Consider the following 20,237-nt stretch of genomic DNA (forward strand, 5'->3'; position numbering starts at 1 on the left):
AATTCTCACTTTATGTTAAATTATTCTGCAGTTTTCCCCGCTTGAACCTTCTATACTTTTAATGGACACGCTTACAGATTCAGTTGGCAGCAAAGACAAGCAGGGCTCCGAAATTATTTGAACTTGCAGAGGAGGGTTGAGTCACTTTAACGGCGTCCGATCTATGAATGCGGCGGAGTATCGAAGACCGAAGGCTTGAATTGATTTGGCATTCATCATCAAACTGGGGGAATTGGCCATGAGAAAATGTAATTCTGTAATGGTAGCATTTATGCTTGTTTGCAGCTTGGCTCTGGCAGGCTGCGGTACGAACAACGGAAACACCAGCGGCGCTTCGAATGCAGCTGCCGAAGCTAACGGTGCGGCAAGTAACACGACAGCAACTGACGGGGCATCATCTGCGGAAGCCAGCGGACCGCTCACAATTAATCAAGCCCTGCCGGATAAAGAAATTCTTAGCAAAGGGCCGGACGGTGAGAGTGCCGTTTCCGCCAAAACGCTGCAATTGACGGAAGAAGAGCTGAAAAAGATAAAGTCCGGTAACTACACGGCAGCTATCTCGATGCATTATGCTGGTAACGACTGGTCCAAGGCGCAGTTGAATGGTCTAAGGGATACGTTCGCCAAGATGAATATCGAAATCGTGGCCACGACAGATGCGAACTTCAAAGCAGAAACGCAGGTGGCCAACATTGAAACGATACTCGCCAAAAAGCCGCACATCCTTGTCAGTATTCCGGTCGATGCGGTCTCGACGGCGAGCGTTTTCAAGAAAGCCGCCGATGAAGGCGTAAAGCTCGTGTTTATGGACAACAAGGCAAGTGGACTTCAAGCCGGCAAAGATTACATCAGCGTGGTCTCTGCCGATAACTACGGCAATGGCGTAGAAGCCGCACATATTCTGGCGAAAGCGATCGGCGAGGAAGGTGATGTCGGCGTGATCTACCATGATGCGGACTTCTTCGTCACGAAGCAAAGAACCGAGGCGTTCGAGAAAACGATCAAAGACGAGTATCCCAACATCAAAATCGTAGACAGAGGCGGAATCGTGGGTCCCAACGACGGCGAGAAAGTCGCTGCAGCACTGTTGACGAAGCATCCGAAGATGAATGGCATGTTCGTTGTGTGGGATGTACCGGCCGAAGGCGCGCTCGCTGCCGCACGATCCGCTGGCCGAAACGATCTGGCGATTTCGACGATCGACCTTGGCACGAACGTGGCATTGGACATTGCCAAGGGCGGCATGATCAAAGGACTTGGCGCCCAGCTGCCATACGATCAAGGTGTTGCGGAAGCGATTCTAGCGGCGTATTCCTTGTTGGGAAAAGAAGCGCCGGCGTACGTAGCGGTGCCGTCGTTGCAGGTAAATAAGGAGAACATTCTGGCATCCTGGAAAACCGTTTACCATTCGGATGCACCTGCAGCGATTCAAGATATGGCAAAGTAATTCTTCCACTGTTGTAAAAGAACTAGTCTCGGTATTGATCCATTAATCGTATCAGTAAAGGAGAGAATACAATGCGCACATTAAACGTAGGGATGATTGGCGGAGGTTTCATGGGGAAGGCGCATTCGCTGGCTTATGCGGGAATGCCGATGTTTTTCTGGCCCGCGCCTGCCATTCCGTTCCGCAAAACGGTAGTCGATATCAATGAGGAGCTGGCGAGAGAGGCGGCTGCCCGCTACGGCTTCGATTCGTACTCCTCCGATTGGAGAAGGGTGATCGAAGATCCAAGCATCGATATCATCGATATCGTCACGCCGAATCATACGCATGCCGAAATCGCCATCGCCGCGGCCAAAGCAGGGAAGCATATTATCTCCGAAAAGCCGCTTGCCCGGACGACGGAAGAAGCAAAGCAGATGCTGGATGCGGTGAACGAAGCCGGCGTGAAGCATATGGTGGCGTTTAACTATCGACGGACGCCTGCCGTCACGCTTGCGAAGAAATATATTGAGGAAGGTGCGATCGGCAAGATTTTGAACTTCCGGGGCACCTATTTGCAGGACTGGTCGGCGCATCCGGATTCGCCGCTGTCCTGGCGTTTCCGCAAGGACGTAGCCGGTTCGGGCACGCTTGGGGATATCGGCACACATGTGATAGATTTCGCCCGTTATTTGGTCGGGGAAATTACCGAAGTGATGGGAACGGCCAACACGTGGATTAAAGAGCGTCCGGTATCCTCCGGCTCCGCGGATAAGCTGGGTACGGTGAAGTCATCCAGCGACGTGCAAAGAGCGGTCGTCGACGTGGACGATGAGATAAGCACCCTGCTTCGATTCGAGAACGGCGCTGTCGGGAGCATCGAAGCGACCCGCAATGCCTGGGGACGAAACAACTTCCTGACCTTCGAAATCCATGGCGACAAAGGTTCCATCGCTTTCAATTACGAACGGCGTGACGAGCTTCAGGTCTGCTTCTCGGATGACCCGGACGACAGACGCGGATTCCGTACGATTTATATCGGTCCTGCCCATCCAAACGGTGCGGAGCTGTGGCCGATTCCGGCTCTCGGAATTGGTTATGGTGAGACGAAAATCATCGAAACACATGATTTCATATCCGCCATCGTCAACGATACGGTCGTCTCTCCGAACTTCCATGACGGTTATCGCATCCATATAATTTCCGATGCGATCCTGGAATCCGCAAGCAGCGGCAGATGGGTAAAAACGGTCGACCCGCAGCAGACAACGGCCGCAGCAGTGACAGTTCAGGACGCGTAATCAAACACGAGGTAGCCTATGGCTGCCTCGTGTTGCCTTGTTACGTTCCCTGAATCTCCTCTTGAACCGTACTGCGAACGCGGAACGCCTAAGCCGGACCACGGTTTTGGTGTTCATAGGGAATTTGAAATTCAAACTTGGTGCCTCGCTCCGGCGTGCTCTCGACATGAAATCGAACCTGTTCCCCATAGACCAGAATGAATCTGCGGAACGTGTTGAAAATGCCGGTATGCTTACGGAAATAAGGATCTTTGGTTGCCCCTTTTTCTTGAATCAACTGCCTAAGCCTGTCCAGCACGTCCGCGGATATCCCGGTTCCCGTATCGCATATCACAATCGTCATTGCGTCCGCTTGGGCACGAACCTTGACGGTGAGCTGAAATTCATCGGTGCCCATATACGGACTCCAACCATATTTGATCGCATTCTCGATATAGGGCTGAATGCTGAGCTTCATGACCGGAAAATCGAGAAGCTCGGGAGCGATCTCGAAATGGGCGTGAACGTCTTTGCCGTTACGATAATAATGGATCTTCAGGAAATTGCGGATGTACGCCATTTCCTCTTTCAGCGTGGCCCATCCATCGTCGCTGCGAATGGTGTATCGCATCATGCGGGAGACGGACTGCACCATATCACCGACGGCCTCGCCATTGTTCCTGACCGCGTAGGATTCGATTGTCTCAAGCGTATTGAACAGAAAGTGAGGATTGATCTGGGCCTGCAGCTGCAGCAGCTCGCGTTCCTTCTCCTTCATGTTGGCCTGATACACTTCGCGCTCCATGAACTGAAGCTTGTCGAGCGTTTGATTGTAGCTATGGATTAAGAATCCGATTTCATCATAGTGGTGCTTCATCGGTACCGGGACGTAGACGCCGCGCCCTAAGCTTTGCATCCCTTTCTTCAGCCTGTACAAGGGCCTAAGTATCCCGCTCATTACAGGAAAGGCGATAATCAAGGCGATTACCAGGCTGAGCGCAGCGATCAGAAGCGTCAGCTGATATGTTTGCCGAACCCCTTTGTTAATGCTGCTAAGCGGAGCCATCCATACGATCTTCCACTTGCTGCCGGGAAGATCGTCATAGATCGCCTGGTATTCCCGCCCGCTGGATGTGAACAGAAGCTGCTTGCTCGCCCCGGATGCTTCGAGACTGGCTTGTTGAAAATCTTGCATCAGACCAGCGGTTAATGGCGTTTCGGACACAGTCGTATCGTCTTGCTCGCGGTACAGAATGACTTGCCCTTCCTTGTCCTTCTGATTGCTGCTCAGCATGCTCTTGATTTTCTCTTCATGAATTTCTATGATGAACAAGGCCTCTGTTCGGCCTGTGTCCGTATCCAGAATCGGTCTGATGTAAGAGAATACATTCGCTTTGCTATACAAAATATAAGGCAATAAATGCGGCGCAGTGAGCTCCGGCTTGCTGCTTGCAAATGAAGCTTTATAGGGATGGTCGGCTGCGAACGAATATGCGGGGTTCAACTGTTTCTGGTACGAATCGAAATATACTTTCCCAATGAGGTCGACGTATAGAACACCGAGCACCTCGGGGTGAAATTGCAGCGAGTTCCGGACTAATGGCCGAAAACGCATCATCTCATTGGCCTGCTCGGTTAATTGGTCGGCAGGGGTATCAAGGAAGCTATGGAAGCTTGCATTAATAAAGAGACCGTCGAAAGACTCGTTCAAGGTTTGCAAATAATCAGACAGCTCTTTGGAGACGAATTCGACATACTGCGATGAAATCGAAGCCGAATACTCCGTGCTAGAGCGAAACATAAAGAACTCTGAACTATAACTAACCAAGGATATGGGTATAATCGAAATCAGAATAAGCAGCACGAATAACTTGAACTTCAGTGATAAGCGTTGTACGATACTCTTCAAAAATATATATAAGGACATATACGAGTTCCCCCCTCGTTCGCTTCATTACCTGTATAAGCTTCGATTTAGGATTGCATGAAGGAGCTGGATTTATTATGAAAATCTGTGTCGTTGACGATGAAAGTGAGGTGCGGGTCAGCATTATTCAAAAGCTGACGGCGCTTTTTCCCCATGATAAAGTGTTTAATACGGAGTTTGGATACGAAGCCCTGAAGCGAATTGAGCTTATACAACCCGATCTAGTTTTTCTCGACATTCGAATGCCGGAGCTTGACGGACTGCAGATTCTTCAGCGATTACGTGAGAAGTACCCCGCTATTTCTGTGGTCATTATATCAGGGTATGACGATTTTGAATATGCAAGGAGATCGCTCACGCTCGGAGCCACCGGCTTTTTGCTCAAGCCGGCGGATCGCGGAGAACTGTCGGATATCGTCCTCAAGGTGAAAGGAAAGATGGAGCAGGCCTTTATGAAGGAACTAAGCCAGCTTCTGAGCGTCTCGCCGATTCCGCATGTTTCCTTGGAGCAGGTGCAGCCTTTTAATGTCAGCCTGTGGTTTGACGAGCGGGAATGGAAGCATATCGAGCTCGGGGATCGCTCAGTGCTATTGGATCATTATAACTCTCCTCAAGATATTCTTCTAACAGTGACACTGGATTCCGACCTGGTAGGCATCGTCGTGAGAGTGGATTGGGAGCAAACGAAGAGCGGCTTCAGAGAGCGGAAACTCTTTTTACCCGTACTGCATTCGCAAATCCGTAATATGAAGGAGCTCCGATTTTTTCAGACGAACGATTCTCCTCTTTCCGGAATTCGTGCCAATCAGAAGGAGTGGGCAAAACAAGCCGCGAAGCATAGTCAGCAAATCGTCCATCAAGCGCTAACCGGCGAGATTTCGGAGCTGGAGGTCGCTTTGGATGCATGGTTTGAATGTTTGACGAATGTAACTTACGATAATCTTCAGAAGGAATGTGCACATCTGATGGCCGTGTTGGATGAAGGTCTTGGCAGGAATGATGTGATCCTGGTGGATGAAGACACGCTATATTATTGGCGCGAATGGGTCGGGCGATATCATACGTGGAACGATTTGAAGGACAGGGTTCGTCATATGCTTCTAAACGGCGTCAAGGCGCTTAAAAACCTCGAGCGGCAAGGACGCGATATACCGCAAGCAAGTGACTGGTTTAAGCAGGCGTTGCAGATAATCGAGAGCTCGAGCGTCATGAACATAAACCTAGAGGTGGTGTCGGAAGCGGTAAATGTCCATCCGGTTACGCTAAGCCGCATGTTCAAACAGCAAATGGGCATCACCTTCGTGCGGTTTCTGACTCGCAGAAAAATGCAGCAAGCAAGCGCACTCTTGCTAAACACGAGCAAAAAAGTAAATGAAATATCGGAAGATATCGGGTATGCCGACTACGCGTACTTTAGAAGTCTGTTCAAGAAGGAGTTCGGTTATTCACCGTCGGAGTTTAGGAAGAAGAATGGTATCTTAACCATACCGGACGAAAGTGAGTAAGAAAGGAAGAGAGGAGCGCCACGATGGTTAGACCAAGGATTTATATGTTTATCCTATTCATGTTCGCGATTGGCTGCACTGGATGTTCGAGAGAGAGCTCTTATCGTTCAGAGCAGCCGGTCGAATCTTCCGCCACTATGCTGAAGGTTTTATATGCAACGGTAGAAGCGGGCTCCGAGGCGGTCATTAACGCTTCCGAGAATTACGAGCAGCAGACGGGGATCGACGTCGAAATAAGCACGTTTCCGTATAATAGTCTGCAGGAGAAGGTGTTTACGGAATTGTCCCGGATGAGTAGCGAATATGACCTCATTGCCGTTGATACCCCATGGATGCCGAAAATCATTCAGTATCTGGAACCGATAACTCCTTATATCCAACAAACGGCATCGACCACGGAAATCGACGATTTCATCGCTAAATTATTTTTGGACACGTCGGTCTATGACAAGAACATGCCGCAAAGGGCGCCGCTTGCAATGGATACGGTCAATCTGGATAGCATAACGGCAGCAGGTTTCGATGTTTGGAGCTTGCCGATCCAGTCGAACGTGCTCACCGTCAGCTACCGAAAAGATTTATTCGAGAATGAGGCCAATCGGGTCGCATTCAAGAAAAGGTTTCATCGTGAACTCAGCATCCCTTCCACTCTGGACGAATATGAGGACATTGCCAAGTTCTTTACCCGCGATAACAATCAAGATGGGTTGATTGATATGTACGGAACGACTTTGATGGCCGGTAAGCATGAAGCCAATTTTGTCGACTTCAAATCGTTTTTACACATTTTCGGTGGGAAGCTGTTCAATGAGAACCTCGATCCCGTATTCAATTCCGAAAGTGGAGTGAAGGCGCTGGAGACTTACGGAAGCTGGATACTCAAGGACAAAGTGACCTCGCCAGACGTTCTTTCCTATACGTGGGATGAGGTCGAGATCGCTTTTGGTTTTGGACAAGCTGCCATGGGAATGAACGTCCATGATATGAAGCTCCATCCGAAAGTGCACGGAGGGCAGGTCGGTTATTTCATGCTTCCAGGCGTGGAGCACGGCGGTACACTAGTGCGCGGGCCCCATTTCGGCTCGTGGGGATTAGCTATAAACAAGTATTCGGAGCATAAGGAAGAAGCCTATCAATTGGCAAATTATTTGACCAGCGCAGACGTACAGCGCGATTACTTGCGGTTTCGGCAGCACGTGACCCGGAAGTCGGCTTATGCGGCTGCCAAGACTGTACCTGAAGAGTCTGTACGCGAGTATTACGAGGTGCTCGGCCGATCCTTGAACATTGGTGTAGGAAGGCCGCGGATCAAGAATTACGACCAAATATCGGAGACCGTCCAAACGGCTGTGCAACAGTATTTGACTGGGAAGAAGAATGCAAGGACGGCACTTGATGACGCAGCTGCTAAGGTTGGTAAATTAATGAAAGAAAGTGGCTACTAATGACGGGAAAGATGCTTTGTCTTGACCAATTGGAGGGCTGTGCGATTTAAACATCGCACGGCTCTTCTTTATATTCGGGAGATAACACCACTAAAAAATTCCCCCCTGCAGGTTAAATTCATCGTCTACTTCGCTAATCCGGTTTGCCCTATACTCAAGGTAATCGATTGTTCGTCTGATGCGAATGATTCGATCAACAATTTATAAAGAGTAAGGGGTCTGAATATGAAGAGAAGATTAACATCATCGCTCGCTTTGCTGCTAGTATGCGGCATGACGCTTGTCGGCTGCGGAAACACCGGAAAGAACATGGCGGCAACGCCGAAGATTCATGAGGGCTACACGGCATCCGGACCGCTGACGATCAATCCGAATATCCCCGATCTGCCGGTTCAAGACATTGGGCCAAACGGTGAGAAAGCGGTATCGGCAAAGAGCCTGCAGCTCTCTGAAGATGAGTTGAAGAAGATCAAGGACGGGAAGTTTAAGGCTGCGATTGTCATGCATTATTCCGGTACCGACTATATGACAGCTGCTGTAGGCGCAATGGAAAATACGTTCGAGAAAATGGGTATTGAAGTTGTCGCGGTAACAGATGCCCAGTTTAAGGCTGAAAAGCAGGTAAACGACATTGAAACGGTTTTGGCGAAAAAACCAGATATTATGATCTCTGTACCTGTCGATGCTGTATCCACCGCAAGCGCATACAAGAAAGCCGTCGATCAAGGTGTGAAGCTGGTGTTCATGGATGGTGCGGCGCAAGGGCTTGTACCTGGCAAGGATTATATCAGTATAGTATCCGGCGACAACTACGGTAACGGTGCGTTAGCCGCAGATATTATGGCGGAGAAGCTAGGCGGGAAGGGCAAGGTCGGCATCGTGTTTCATGATGTGAACTTTTTCGTGACAAAGAACCGTTCAGACGCCTTCGAAGCACGTATTAAAGAAAAGTATCCAGATATTGAAATTGTTGCAAAAGGCGGTATTACTGATCCGAACAAAGGCGAGGAAGTCGCATCGGCTATGCTGACAAGAAACCCGGATATTAACGGTATATTCGCCCCTTGGGACGTTCCGGCAGAGGGCGTTATGGCGGCAGCAAGAACGGCGGGGCGGAGCGATCTGATTGTTACTACAGTCGACCTTGGTACTAACGTAGCATTATCGATCGCTTCCGACGGCATCGTTCGTGGTCTTGGCGCACAGCTTCCATATGACCAAGGCGTAGCGCAAGCCATTCTGTCCGGATATGCTCTGCTTGGCAAGGAAGCCCCTGCCTATGTCGCATCGCCAGCTATCAAAGTAACCAAAGAAAATGTGCTGGAAAACTGGAAGCTGATCTATGGCGCAGACGCACCGGCAAGTGTACAGGATGCAATGAAGAAATAAACATCCCAATTTACGGAGGCTGCTCATTGGCGGCCTCCAAATAAAGAAGGTGAGTGCAGTGGAACAACCCATTCTCGAAATGAAAAATATCTCTAAAGCATTTAATGGCATTAAAGTTCTGAATGATGTTAGCTTTTCCGTGAAACAAGGCGAGGTTCATGCTCTAATGGGCGGGAACGGAGCCGGCAAGTCGACGCTCATGAAGATTCTTACCGGCGTCTACACGGCCGACAAAGGAGACATCGTGATCGAAGGAAAGCCGGTTAGCATTAAAAGCTACGAAGATGCAAGAGCGAATAAAATATCGATGATTTTTCAGGAGTTTAGTTTAATTCCGACACTAACCGTTTCTCAGAATATTTATCTAACCCGTGAAGCCAAAACCTCTTTGGGGCTGCTCGATGACAAAGACAATGCGCGCAAGACCGAAAAGCTGCTCAAAGAACTAGGTGTTGATATAAAACCGTCCGATGTTGTACAGGAGCTCGGAGTCGGATATTGGCAAATGACCGAAATCGCAAAGGCCTTGTCGCAGGAAGCGAAGGTTCTCATCATGGACGAGCCGACCTCATCACTGACGAAGACGGAAACGGAAGTGCTGTTTAAATTCATTAATCAGCTTAAGGCAAAGGGTTACGCGATCATTTATATTTCCCACCGCATGGATGAAATTTTTCAAATCTGTGACCGCATTACTATTTTGCGGGATGGCCGTAAAATCACGACAGAAATTATCAAGGAAACGACGCTTGATTCGGTCATTCAGCATATCGTTGGCGCGGAGTTCGACAAAGCGTTTGAGTGGGTCGAACGCGACTATGCTACCGATGTGCCGCCCGTATTCGAGATTCGGAACGTCACAGCGGGAACGAAGGTGGACAATGTCAGCCTGAAAATCCAGCCCGGAGAAATCATCGGCGTGGCTGGACTCATGGGGAGCGGACGAACAGAGCTGCTGCGTACGATCTTCGGCATTGATCCGATGGACAGCGGCGAAGTTTATGTAAACGGGAAGAAGCAGAAGATTCGAAGCGCAAGGCAAGCGATCGATGCGGGGATTGCCTTAATTCCTGAAGACCGCCGGATGCAGGGACTAGTTTTGCAGCACAGTATCCGTGATAACATGATCCTCCCGATTCTCTCCAAAGTGAAAAAAGGGATGCTGGTCGACAACAAGAAATCCAATGAGATCAGCAAGCGTCTCGTTGAAAGGCTAAACATCAAGACCGACAACATTTTTAAGCAAAGCGGCCTATTATCCGGCGGTAATCAGCAGAAGATCGTACTGGCCAAGTGGCTTGCCGCGGAACCGGACGTTCTGCTGCTGGACGAACCGACGATCGGCGTCGATATTGGCGCCAAAATTGAAATTATCGATATTGTCCGCGAAATGGCCGCAAACGGCAAAGCGATACTCGTTGTATCTTCAGAGCTCCCTGAGCTTCTTGCACTAAGCGATCGCGTGCTCGTCATGCACGATGGCAAGATCAAACGGGAGATGAAGCGCAAGGATATTCAATCAGAGGAGGAGCTGCAATATGCAATCCAGGGATATTAATGTAACCAAACCGACCCTGACCGGATCGATAAAAGGCTTTCAATGGCGCAACTACATCGTTTATCTGGCCTTCATCGGTGTCTTAATTTATTTCTCAGCTACGTTGTTCGATGACGGATTTCTGACATCGGGTAATTTGCTCAATATCGTGCGGCAAACGGCAACTATTTCATTGATGGGCCTCGCGATGACTTTTGTTATTAGTACGGGTGAAATCGATCTGTCGGTGGGCTCGATCGCCGCTTTATCCTCATTAACGGGCGCGCTAGCCCTTCAATCAGGCTTAGGAATTATCGGCGCACTTGTTGCCGGCGTCGGCACGGGGCTTGCGATCGGTCTTATAAACGGCCTGCTCATAACAAAGGCGGCTATTCCTTCCTTTTTAGTAACGTTAGGTTCGATGGGTGCCGTAAAGGGCATGGCGATGTGGATCACGGACACGGCGCCGATTCCGATCATTAATAATCATTTTAATTTCATATTCGGCTCAGGCGATATCGGCCCAGTTCCAGTGCTGCTATTATGGGTCGTTGTGTTCACCATCTTCTCGCATGTACTCTTGCGCAAAACTTCGTTCGGCAGACAGACGCTCGCAACCGGCGGTAATGAGAATGCGGCTAAGTTCTCCGGCGTGAAGACTGCGCGCATCAAGCTTCTGGTGTTCCTTGGCACGGGTGTGATGGCTGGTTTGGCAGGACTTCTCTATGCCGGACGTATGAATGCTGGCCGCTTCTCTTTCGGCGAGGGCGATGAGCTGTCCGTCATCGCAGCCGTCATTCTCGGCGGCACCAGCTTGTTCGGAGGTGTCGGAACGATTATCGGGACCGTAGTAGGTGCGCTTATGATCGGTACAATTAACAACGGTCTCATTATCATGGGCCTGGATGTCAGTCAACAAATGATGATCAAGGGTCTCATTATCATCTTGGCCGTCGTATTCGGCAAGAAAGCGGTCAAAAAATGAAAGCTAAAATCAAAGCAGGTATTATCGGTACCGGTTTTATTGGACCGGCCCACATCGAAGCAGTACGCAGGCTGGAATTCGTAGAAGTTATAGCTTTGGCCCAGAACGGTGAAGAGAGCGCCAGGATCAAAGCGGAGCAGCTTGGCGTGCCGCTTGCCTACGGTGATTACAAGGATTTGCTCCGCAATCCTGACATTGAAGTCGTACACAACTGTACGCCAAATCATCTGCATAATCAGATCAATCGGGAAATCATCGAGGCAGGCAAGCATGTACTGTCCGAGAAGCCACTAGCCATGTCGAGCTCCGAATCTTCGGAACTGCTGGCACTGGCACGTAAGCATGGGGTCGTTCACGGCGTTAATTTTAACTACCGGCAATATCCAATGATGAAGCAGCTGGCCGAAATGGTGAAGCAGGAGGAATTCGGCAGGATCAATGCGGTACACGGCAGCTATCTGCAGGACTGGCTGCTGTATGAAACGGATTACAATTGGCGGTTAGATGACAAAACTGGCGGCAGGTCGCGGGCTATCGCGGATATCGGTTCCCATTGGTGCGACACCGTTCAATATGTGACAGGCAAGAAAATCAAGCAAGTATTCGCCGATCTATGGACGGTGCATCCAATACGTAAGAAGCCCGTATCCCAAGCGATCACTTTCGGCGTAAGCAAGGGAGAGCAGATTTCGAAATACGAAGATATTCCTGTCCATACGGAGGATTATGCATCGGTCCTTATTCGCTTTGATGATGGAAGCAAGGGAGCCTTTACAGTATCCCAGGTTAGCGCCGGTCGGAAGAATGCGCTTAGCTTTGAATTGAATGGCAGCCGCAAATCCGCCTATTGGAAGCAGGAGGAGCCGGCTAGTTTATGGATAGGCCATCGTGATCGCTTCAACGAGGTGCTGATGGCAGATCCGGCTTTGTTCCTCGAAGAAGCCAGACCTTCCATTCATCACCCTGGCGGGCATACGGAAGGCTGGCCCGATTCGGTGAAGAACATGATGCTGCAATATTACACATTTATTCGGGAAGGCAAAGACCCGCTAAAGGACAAGGCGAACTTCGCGACCTTCGAAGACGGACATCTATCAATGTGTATTATGGAAGCGATTCTTAAGAGCCATAAAGACGAGTGCTGGGTTCAAGTTCAACAATAACGGAGGGTACAGAGATGACGATGAAAGCGGTTGTTTTTCCAGGTGATAAGCAAGTGGAAGTGAAAGAAGTACCAATTCCAATTCCGGGCAGCGGCGAGGTTCTCATTAAGATGAAGGCATCGGCAATTTGCCGCAGCGACATGAGCCTCTACTACGGCAGCAACCCCGTCGTAGGCGGAGAATCAACGAAATCTGGCTGCATCCATCCTGGTCACGAGCCAGCCGGAGAAATTACACAGACGGGAGACGGGGTTACACGCTTCAAGATCGGCGATCGCGTTGCCGTTTACTTGGCGATCGGCTGCGGCGAGTGCGAGCATTGCAAGAGCGGCTATAAGATGTTTTGTCCGGAATGGAAATGCATCGGCTTCGATACACATGGCGGTGATGCGGATTACGTCGTAGTTCCAGAAGAGAACTGCATGCGTATTCCGAATGAGATGAGCTACCTCGTCGCGGCGGTTTCCACCGATGCGGTCGGTACGCTTTACCACGCACAGAAGCGAATGAACATTAACGGCAGAGACACACTCGTTATTTTCGGTCTAGGGCCGATGGGTGGAGCGGGTGTCATGATTGCTAAGGGCTTAGGCGCAACTGTCATAGCGATCGACATGCTGGATGAACGTCTTGAATTGGCCAAGGAGCTGGGGGCGGATCACGTCATTAATAGCAAAGAAAATGTGCTCGAACGCATTATGGAAATTACGAAAGGCCGCGGGGCGGATGCGGCGATAGATTGCTCCGGCAGTCCGCTTGCTCAAAACACAGCATTGAACAGTCTGCGTGCGCACGGCCGTGCAGCTTTTATCGGCGAGGGCCGGGAGCTGACGATCAATCCAAGCAATCAGCTGATCCGCAAGCAAATCACGGTAATGGGCTCTTGGTACTTCCCGATTTTCGAGTACGACGAAATTACACGCTTCATCATCGAGCGTAATCTGCCTGTCGAGAAACTCGTTTCGCATACGTTTAAGCTGGATGAAGCTGCGACCGCATTCCGGATGTTCGATGAGAGATTAACGGAGAAAGCCGTGTTTATCTGGGACTAATACTAATCCGTCCATGGATGATATAAAATAGAGAGGTTGTGTTCAGTGTGAAAGGGATTTCGTTTAATACATGGGTGTACAGCAGCTTTCCGGTTTGGGTACCTTCTTACCCGTTAGAAGAAGTCATTCATCGTCTTGCTTCATTTGGCTACGACGGCATCGAAATCGGCTGCGCTAGCCCGCATGCATGGCCCGATCATGTGTCCGTACAGCGCCGCAAAGATATTCTCCAGCTGCTGAAGAAGGAAAAGCTGAGTGTTTCATCGCTGCTGCCAGCTCCGGGAGGCGGTCCTGGCCATAATCCAAGCTCGCCGATTGCTGAAGAAAGAGCGTATACGGTTAATCACTACAAAGAAGTGCTGCGTTTGGCTCATGATTGGGAATGTCCGACCGTCATTTACTTGGCGGGCTGGGCCGTATACGGAACCTCGAAGAAGCAGGCATGGGACTACAGTCTAGAAGCGCTCGTCGATGTGGCGCAATACGCGAAGGAGCTTGGCATTACTATAGTCGTTGAACCGACGCCGACTGACAGCAACCTCATCGAATCTGCGGATGACGCGCTTCTCCTAAGCGAGCAGTCCGGTCAGGATAACGTTAAGCTCATGTTTGATACGTTCCACGCATTGTACCGCAATGAAGTTGCGAGCGATTATGTATACCGCATGGCCGATAAGCTTCATCATATTCATCTCTCCGATAGCGACCGGCTTCCGCCAGGTCATGGACGCTGCGACTTCGATGGCGTACTCCACGCATTGAAGGACGTCGGCTACAAAGGCTATCTTACGTCGGAAATCGGGTTCCATTCACGTCAATCCGATCCAGACTGGTACGCGAAGCAGAACATTGCCTTCTTGCAGTCCAAACTGGTCGAACTGGATTGGAAGAAAGAGCAATAAGCCATGCCAGCCAGTTGCCGAAATACCACTTGTAATTGGATGTATTGTTTGGCAACAAGAAATAGAAAATGGAATCTATCAATATGGTTTAGAGTTTACTATCTATGAAAAAGAATGAGATCGTTTAGCGCCATTATTAAATAAACTGGACATGCAGATTAAAATAAGCCCTCTTGTTCCCAATTGTAGATTAGTTAAGATGGATAAAATCAATTATATTAAAAAATATTGTATCTAAAAAGTAACCGTAAAGGATGGGTGTTATTTGCTGGAGAAATGATTAAAGTGTTATCTTTATCTGATAAGGAAGCTTTTGGAAGGTTAAATAGGCACTGGAGCCAAAATGAAAATCTTTTTGATGACGGCCATTTGTTTTTACCTACCAAAGAGATATAGTCCATATTTTTTAGTACTATTAAATCGTTTTGTGCCGTATGTGAGTATAACAACTCTATATGGCTTATTTTTTTATAAATGTCTTTCAACAAGCAGTCTCCATCTCCAATGTTAGAGTCTAAAAATGTTAATAGAATGATGATTGTAATGCGGACCACCCTTCGGGGTGTTTTTTTTGTGATAAAGAACTCATAACAGCCTTGTTATTATGAAGGCATATCGAATGTTCATTAATATTTACTCTTAATGCAGCCGATTTCAAACTGGGAAAAACATAAGCTAAAACAGATGCTATTTACTAGCCATACTATTGGAATTTTAAAATAAATGGAGATACATCCTATGGAACTGGAATCGTCGACAAAACAGTACATTACGGTGATGACTATGTTTTACTCCTTATAAAAAAGCTATGTTAAATCCAAATGTTGAATCCGACCAGATAAAAACCGCCTTTGTAAAAAAGGTCGGCTACTCAACTAATGGGTAGCCTCCTACCCGATTTTTACCCACACAAAAGCCTTAAAGTGCTGCACTTTTCTGCCCTTATTTTCGTCCCTAGCCACTACAATTCGCAACTACACAAATCCTGCATTGACAGTGGCAGTGTCCTTTATTATACTTTCATTACACACGGTGTGCAGTAAGTAATCTTGGTGTAATGCGAAATGAAAATGAGAGGATGGCAAGCACGGATGATAACATCAGAGAAGCCAGCTTCCCGCACCTGGGTAAAGTGGATTTTAATTCCGGTCTATCTGCTAGTCATGTATCCGCTTAAATTACGAAGGTGGCTTTACCGCTATCAGCCAGAACCTGTGGAGCAGCGTTATGGCGAACCAGGGCTGTATCGTAGCAGAAGTGTGGTAATTAAGGCAGAGGATGGGAATCCGCAATACAAAATCTATTGCCCGGATGAGATGGACGAAGCTTGTCCTGTTATTGTTTGGGGCAATGGCTCGGATGCTCAGCCTGAGAATTATGATGCGCTGCTGCTTCATTTGGCGACGTGGGGCTTTGTTGTAATCGACAGCTATTGCCGTCATACGGGCACAGGCCGGGAAGTTGCAGATACGGTCCGTTATACCCTGCAGGAGAATGCTAATCCTGCAAGCCCTTTTTATCGCAAGCTGCTGATCGATCGCATTGGTGCAGTGGGTCATTCCCAAGGCGCCACAGGGGTTCTGAATGCAGGGAATTATCTGGATGAGCCGCTTCAGACGGTGGTTACGATTGCGCTGCCTGCTCAGATGTGGTGTGAACCCAAGGATATTTATGAGATCGAAACGCAAACTGCTGCATTATTTTTTATGGCGGGAACGCATGACTTTATGATTTCGCCAAAATCCTCCAATCGGAGTGCCTACGCTGCGGTTCGATCAGGCCAAGCAGCTGTTATGGCGATGACGAGGGCGGCACATCATCTAGAGAGCATGGGGCAGGGCGGCATGCATAGAGGTTATTTGACCGCATGGCTGCGTTATCGGTTGGCTGATGATTCAGATGCAGCGACAGCTTTTACTGGAGAGCATCCGGAGCTGTACCGCAATAAAGGCTGGAGCGGTGTCCATTCACAAGGACTGAAGGCTGTTAATTATGAGAGAAGAGGGGAATTAGCATGCAAAGGCTGAAGCGAACATTCTTTTTTATTGTTGCAGTGGCAGTCCTTTCCATTGTCTTTGTCAGCCGTAAGGTTTTCAAAAGACCAAGCCAAAAGAATAGCTTCCGTGATACGAAACCGGGCAAGTGGAACAAGGTAAAGCTTAGCAAGCAGACAATGGCCACGGATGGTTCAACGTTTTGCCTGTATTCTCGCAAAGGCAGCAGCCGAAATTTGATGGTCTATTTCTGCGGGGGCGGGGCCTGCTGGGATGCAGAGACAGCGAAGATCCCGTTGTCCCTGCGTTCTTATCTCAAGTACGGGCAATTTGGCTATTATTTCGCTCGAATTCCGTTCTACATCTTTAATATGCACCGTGGGATCTTCGATCAACGTCCAGACAACCCGTTCTCCGAGTGGAATGTCGTCTTCATTCCTTATGCCTCAGCTGACTTCCATACCGGCAACGCTGCAGTTACTTACAGCGATGAGAAGGGAAAGAAGGTGCGGCATATCCGTCATAATGGCAGGAATAATGTGCAGGAAGCGCTGAAATGGGTGTATGCTAATTTCGACACACCGGATAAGCTTCTGATTACAGGCTCCAGTGCTGGTGGGTTTGGTTCAGCCTTCTATGCCAGTGACATTGCGAACCAATATGCAGATGCAGAAATCTATCATCTCTCTGACAGCTCCTTTCTTGCTTCCGAGCAATGGCCGAGTATTGTAAACAAGCAGTGGAATAATGATTTCACTCGCCAGTTCGCATTTCCGATGGAGACAGATATGATTGGGGCGGCGTTCCGCCACAATGCGAAGGCCATGCCTGCTCATGCTGTGCTCATGCATGCTTGTACGATTAATGACAAGGTGCTCACCTCATTCCAGAACCGTCTTAATGGCAAAGGAGACGATATTGACCCGCAAAGTTTGGAGGCATGGAGCCAGCAGTTTCGGGCGGCTACCCGCCAGCTTGACGAACAACTGCCTAATTTTTATTATTTTCTTACAGAATACGGCTATGATAAGGAGAATCACACGACTCCGCATACGCTGCTGCCGATGCAAGCCTTCTATGATGCAGAGGAGGAAGGGCAGAAATTAGTGGAATGGCTGGATAGCATTATTCACAAGCAAGAACGCAGCTCTCGAGGCACACGCTTCCTGCATAACGACGCAGAAGCGAGCACGAGTGCTGCCGAAGAGCTTAGCACTACAGGATAGGGGAGCACATGATGAAGCTTAGAGAGAAACAACTGCAGCTTACCAGAGAAATGATTAAAGAGGCGGCGCTGGCCGCCTTTTGCGAGAAGGGGATTGAGGGTGCGGATTTGGTACTCGTTGCTACCCGCTCAGGCGCGTCCAGACGTACCTTGTACCATCATTTTAAGGATAAGGAGGAGCTGGCCACTGAAGTGTATGTAGATAATCTGAAGCGCATGTTCGGACGCTTGCTGGTGGAGTTCGATTTTAAATCCCCGCGTGCTTCTATTGAAGCCATTCTCGACAAGTATTTGTGGTTAAGAGATCACCAGCCAGACCTTCTCTATTATGATTCGCTCTTTAGTGTGTATTACGCGAGTATGGGCAAGAATCCGGCAGAACTGGAGGCATTCAAGGAGCTGATCAGCGAGGAGACACGCCTGTCGATGAGTGCTTTTGCCACTGAGCGCGCAGCCGAAATTCCTAATGATGAGAAGCTGGCTTGGATCGAACGGACGCGAATGATTACACATTTGTACTTCATTTATTTACAAAAGTCTGTCTTGATTTGCCGGCAGAACGGTGACGCAACCAAGGCAGAAGAGTTGGAGCAGAATGCGCGTTATAAGGATTTTCTGCTTAGCCTATGGGAAAGGCAATGAATACACAGCGCAGAAGCAAGCTTCGAAATACGATGCGATTCAAACTCATTGTGGGCGTAGCCGCCATTTTGGTTCCGCTCATTGTGCTGCTCAATTTCAACCAATATTATGCCGCTCAAGTAGTACGTAAGCAAGTCGCTGAGAGCAATCAGAGCTTTATCACCCTTTATATGAATCAAATTGATGGGCTTCTCGATGAAATCGACAGCTTCTTAATAAACATGGTGGCTTCTGACCCGAACCTGCTGCTGCTGGACCGAAGGCAGCCAGAAGCCGAGACGGCACTGCTAAAGGTACAACTGTCCAAGCAACTATGGAACGAAAACTCCCGTAATGGAGCAGTGGACGGCTTTTTTATTTATAGCACACTAGATGCAAGCTTCATAGAAGCATTCAGTCCACGCCCATCCTATCTGGAAAGAGTAGCGGTATCAGGTGAGGTTACCCGTAAGCTGAATACGTCCCCCACACAGTCTGAGCTTGGGGGGCGTGACTGGCTTGTACGACAGATCGATGGCAGCTATTATATTCTCCGCTTGCTTCAGGCAGCTCCCAACACTTATGTTGGCGCCTGGGTCAAGGCGGACACACTTCTCATTCCGTTTAACCTGATTAATTTAGGCGAGAGCGGTTTTTCGCTATTTTCTACAGAAGCTGGAGAACCTATGCTGCATGCTGAAGTGGTTCGCGAAAAACAAATTGATTTAAGCTTTGCCTCTGGTGGATATAGCTTATCAGGTGTTCCGGAACGTTATCTGACGGTAGGTGAACGATCTCGGCATGGTGGTTTCCGACTGGTTGCGCTTATACCGGAGCAAGATATTTTGAAAGGTTTTTTCAATCTCTGGAGCTGGAATAGGATTGTCTCTGTGGGTTCAATATTGCTGATTCCCTTAAGTTTGGTGCTGCTTCGCAAGATGATTTTGCTCCCGATCAGAAGACTGCTGTCTGCCATGAATCGAATCGGTGAAGGGCATATGCAAGGGATTCCAGAATCTAAAGCCTCAACCGAAGAATTTCGCGTCGTTAACGATCATTTTAACCAAATGCTTTCCCACATCAGAGAACTGAAAATCCATGTTTATGAGGAACAATTAAGCAAACAGCAGGCGGAGCTTAGGCAGCTGCAGACAACGATCAATCCCCATTTTTATTTAAACTCCCTCAACATGCTGCACAGTTTGGCTGCTGTACGCAATTATGAATTAATCCAGGAGATGTCACGTTGTCTCTCGGACTATTTCCGTTACATTTTCCGTAGTCATGTCTCACTCGTCTCTCTCGGGGATGAACTGATGCATATGCGCAATTATATACGTATTCAGGAGCTGCGGTTTCCAGATCAGCTGAGCAGTGAAATTGAGGTGCCATCTTATCTGCTGAACCTCGCTATTCCCCCGCTTGTGATTCAAACCTTTGTGGAGAATACCATCAAGCACGCCTTTACGCTGGAAGCGCCATTCCGGCTCTCGATTCATGGAAAGCTGGAATCAGATGGTCAGCTGCCTCGCATTCTACTCGTTATTGAAGATACCGGAGAAGGATTTACCCCAGAGCTGCTGCAGCTCTTAAATGAGAAGAGGAACTTGGAGCGGGAGGACGGCAGCAGGCATGGCATCTGGAATGCATGGCGCAGACTGGAGCTATTGTATGGCGGAAAAGCCGACCTTACCTTTCTTAATCTTCATTCAGGCGGGGCTCGAGTCGAAGTTCGCTTACCCATGAAGTCATTCCCGGAAGGAGAGGAGAGCACACCTTGCTGAAC

Annotated in this window: 15 protein-coding genes; 14 read left to right on the plus strand and 1 reads right to left on the minus strand. The window is 48.9% G+C overall.

The genetic code is table 11. The features are described 5' to 3' along the window. Nucleotides 1-238: 238 nt before the first annotated feature. Together AB4Z45_RS23860 and AB4Z45_RS23865 are read left to right on the plus strand one after the other, a co-directional pair. Nucleotides 239-1,447 (plus strand): substrate-binding domain-containing protein, encoded by a 1,209-nt coding sequence (locus tag AB4Z45_RS23860; protein ID WP_441912150.1) that lies wholly within the window; start codon nt 239-241, stop codon nt 1,445-1,447. Nucleotides 1,448-1,518: 71 nt separating this feature from the next. Beyond that, nucleotides 1,519-2,727 carry a Gfo/Idh/MocA family protein gene (locus tag AB4Z45_RS23865; protein ID WP_441912062.1) on the plus strand — a complete coding sequence of 403 codons (1,209 nt, stop codon included), beginning with the start codon at nt 1,519-1,521 and terminating at the stop codon, nt 2,725-2,727. 88 nt (nt 2,728-2,815) lie between these two features. Here AB4Z45_RS23865 and AB4Z45_RS23870 read toward each other — a convergent pair whose 3' ends face one another. Then, a complete protein-coding gene (locus AB4Z45_RS23870; RefSeq protein WP_441912064.1) occupies nt 2,816-4,633 on the minus strand; it encodes a cache domain-containing sensor histidine kinase in 1,818 nt (605 codons plus the stop codon). Nucleotides 4,634-4,710: 77 nt separating this feature from the next. Here AB4Z45_RS23870 and AB4Z45_RS23875 point away from each other — a divergent pair, with 77 nt between their 5' ends. The 12 genes from AB4Z45_RS23875 (at nt 4,711) to AB4Z45_RS23930 (ending at nt 20,235) form a co-directional block, all read left to right on the plus strand. Further along, nucleotides 4,711-6,138 (plus strand): response regulator transcription factor, encoded by a 1,428-nt coding sequence (locus AB4Z45_RS23875; RefSeq protein ID WP_441912066.1) that lies wholly within the window; start codon nt 4,711-4,713, stop codon nt 6,136-6,138. 23 nt (nt 6,139-6,161) lie between these two features. Further along, the gene (locus AB4Z45_RS23880; protein ID WP_441912068.1) at nt 6,162-7,583 is read left to right on the plus strand and encodes an ABC transporter substrate-binding protein; all 1,422 of its coding nucleotides are present in this window, start codon (nt 6,162-6,164) and stop codon (nt 7,581-7,583) included. A gap of 225 nt (nt 7,584-7,808) precedes the next feature. Further along, nucleotides 7,809-8,972: a substrate-binding domain-containing protein gene (locus AB4Z45_RS23885; RefSeq protein WP_441912070.1), complete on the plus strand. Its 1,164-nt coding sequence runs from the start codon at nt 7,809-7,811 to the stop codon at nt 8,970-8,972. Nucleotides 8,973-9,030: 58 nt separating this feature from the next. After that, a complete protein-coding gene (locus AB4Z45_RS23890; protein WP_441912071.1) occupies nt 9,031-10,530 on the plus strand; it encodes a sugar ABC transporter ATP-binding protein in 1,500 nt (499 codons plus the stop codon). Then, nucleotides 10,511-11,494, plus strand: a complete 984-nt coding sequence (locus AB4Z45_RS23895) for an ABC transporter permease (RefSeq protein WP_441912072.1) — start codon at nt 10,511-10,513, stop codon at nt 11,492-11,494. Before AB4Z45_RS23890 ends, AB4Z45_RS23895 begins: the two co-directional genes overlap by 20 nt. Further along, nucleotides 11,491-12,657, plus strand: a complete 1,167-nt coding sequence (locus tag AB4Z45_RS23900; protein WP_441912073.1) for a Gfo/Idh/MocA family protein — start codon at nt 11,491-11,493, stop codon at nt 12,655-12,657. Before AB4Z45_RS23895 ends, AB4Z45_RS23900 begins: the two co-directional genes overlap by 4 nt. Before the next feature lie 14 nt (nt 12,658-12,671). Beyond that, nucleotides 12,672-13,709 carry a zinc-dependent alcohol dehydrogenase family protein gene (locus AB4Z45_RS23905; protein WP_441912075.1) on the plus strand — a complete coding sequence of 346 codons (1,038 nt, stop codon included), beginning with the start codon at nt 12,672-12,674 and terminating at the stop codon, nt 13,707-13,709. Between the two features lie 47 nt (nt 13,710-13,756). Next, a complete protein-coding gene (locus AB4Z45_RS23910; protein ID WP_441912076.1) occupies nt 13,757-14,611 on the plus strand; it encodes a sugar phosphate isomerase/epimerase family protein in 855 nt (284 codons plus the stop codon). Nucleotides 14,612-15,702: 1,091 nt separating this feature from the next. Further along, nucleotides 15,703-16,638: a poly(ethylene terephthalate) hydrolase family protein gene (locus AB4Z45_RS23915; RefSeq protein ID WP_441912078.1), complete on the plus strand. Its 936-nt coding sequence runs from the start codon at nt 15,703-15,705 to the stop codon at nt 16,636-16,638. Further along, nucleotides 16,626-17,831, plus strand: a complete 1,206-nt coding sequence (locus AB4Z45_RS23920; RefSeq protein ID WP_441912079.1) for a pectin acetylesterase-family hydrolase — start codon at nt 16,626-16,628, stop codon at nt 17,829-17,831. Before AB4Z45_RS23915 ends, AB4Z45_RS23920 begins: the two co-directional genes overlap by 13 nt. Nucleotides 17,832-17,839: 8 nt before the next feature. Next, complete coding sequence (locus tag AB4Z45_RS23925; protein ID WP_441912080.1) at nt 17,840-18,472, plus strand: TetR/AcrR family transcriptional regulator; 633 nt, start codon at nt 17,840-17,842, stop codon at nt 18,470-18,472. Then, nucleotides 18,469-20,235, plus strand: a complete 1,767-nt coding sequence (locus AB4Z45_RS23930) for a histidine kinase (protein WP_441912082.1) — start codon at nt 18,469-18,471, stop codon at nt 20,233-20,235. The genes AB4Z45_RS23925 and AB4Z45_RS23930 overlap by 4 nt, the downstream gene beginning before the upstream one ends. Nucleotides 20,236-20,237: the final 2 nt, after the last annotated feature.

It is taken from the genome of Paenibacillus sp. MCAF9 (genome assembly GCF_052114265.1).
Taxonomy (GTDB): domain Bacteria; phylum Bacillota; class Bacilli; order Paenibacillales; family Paenibacillaceae; genus Pristimantibacillus.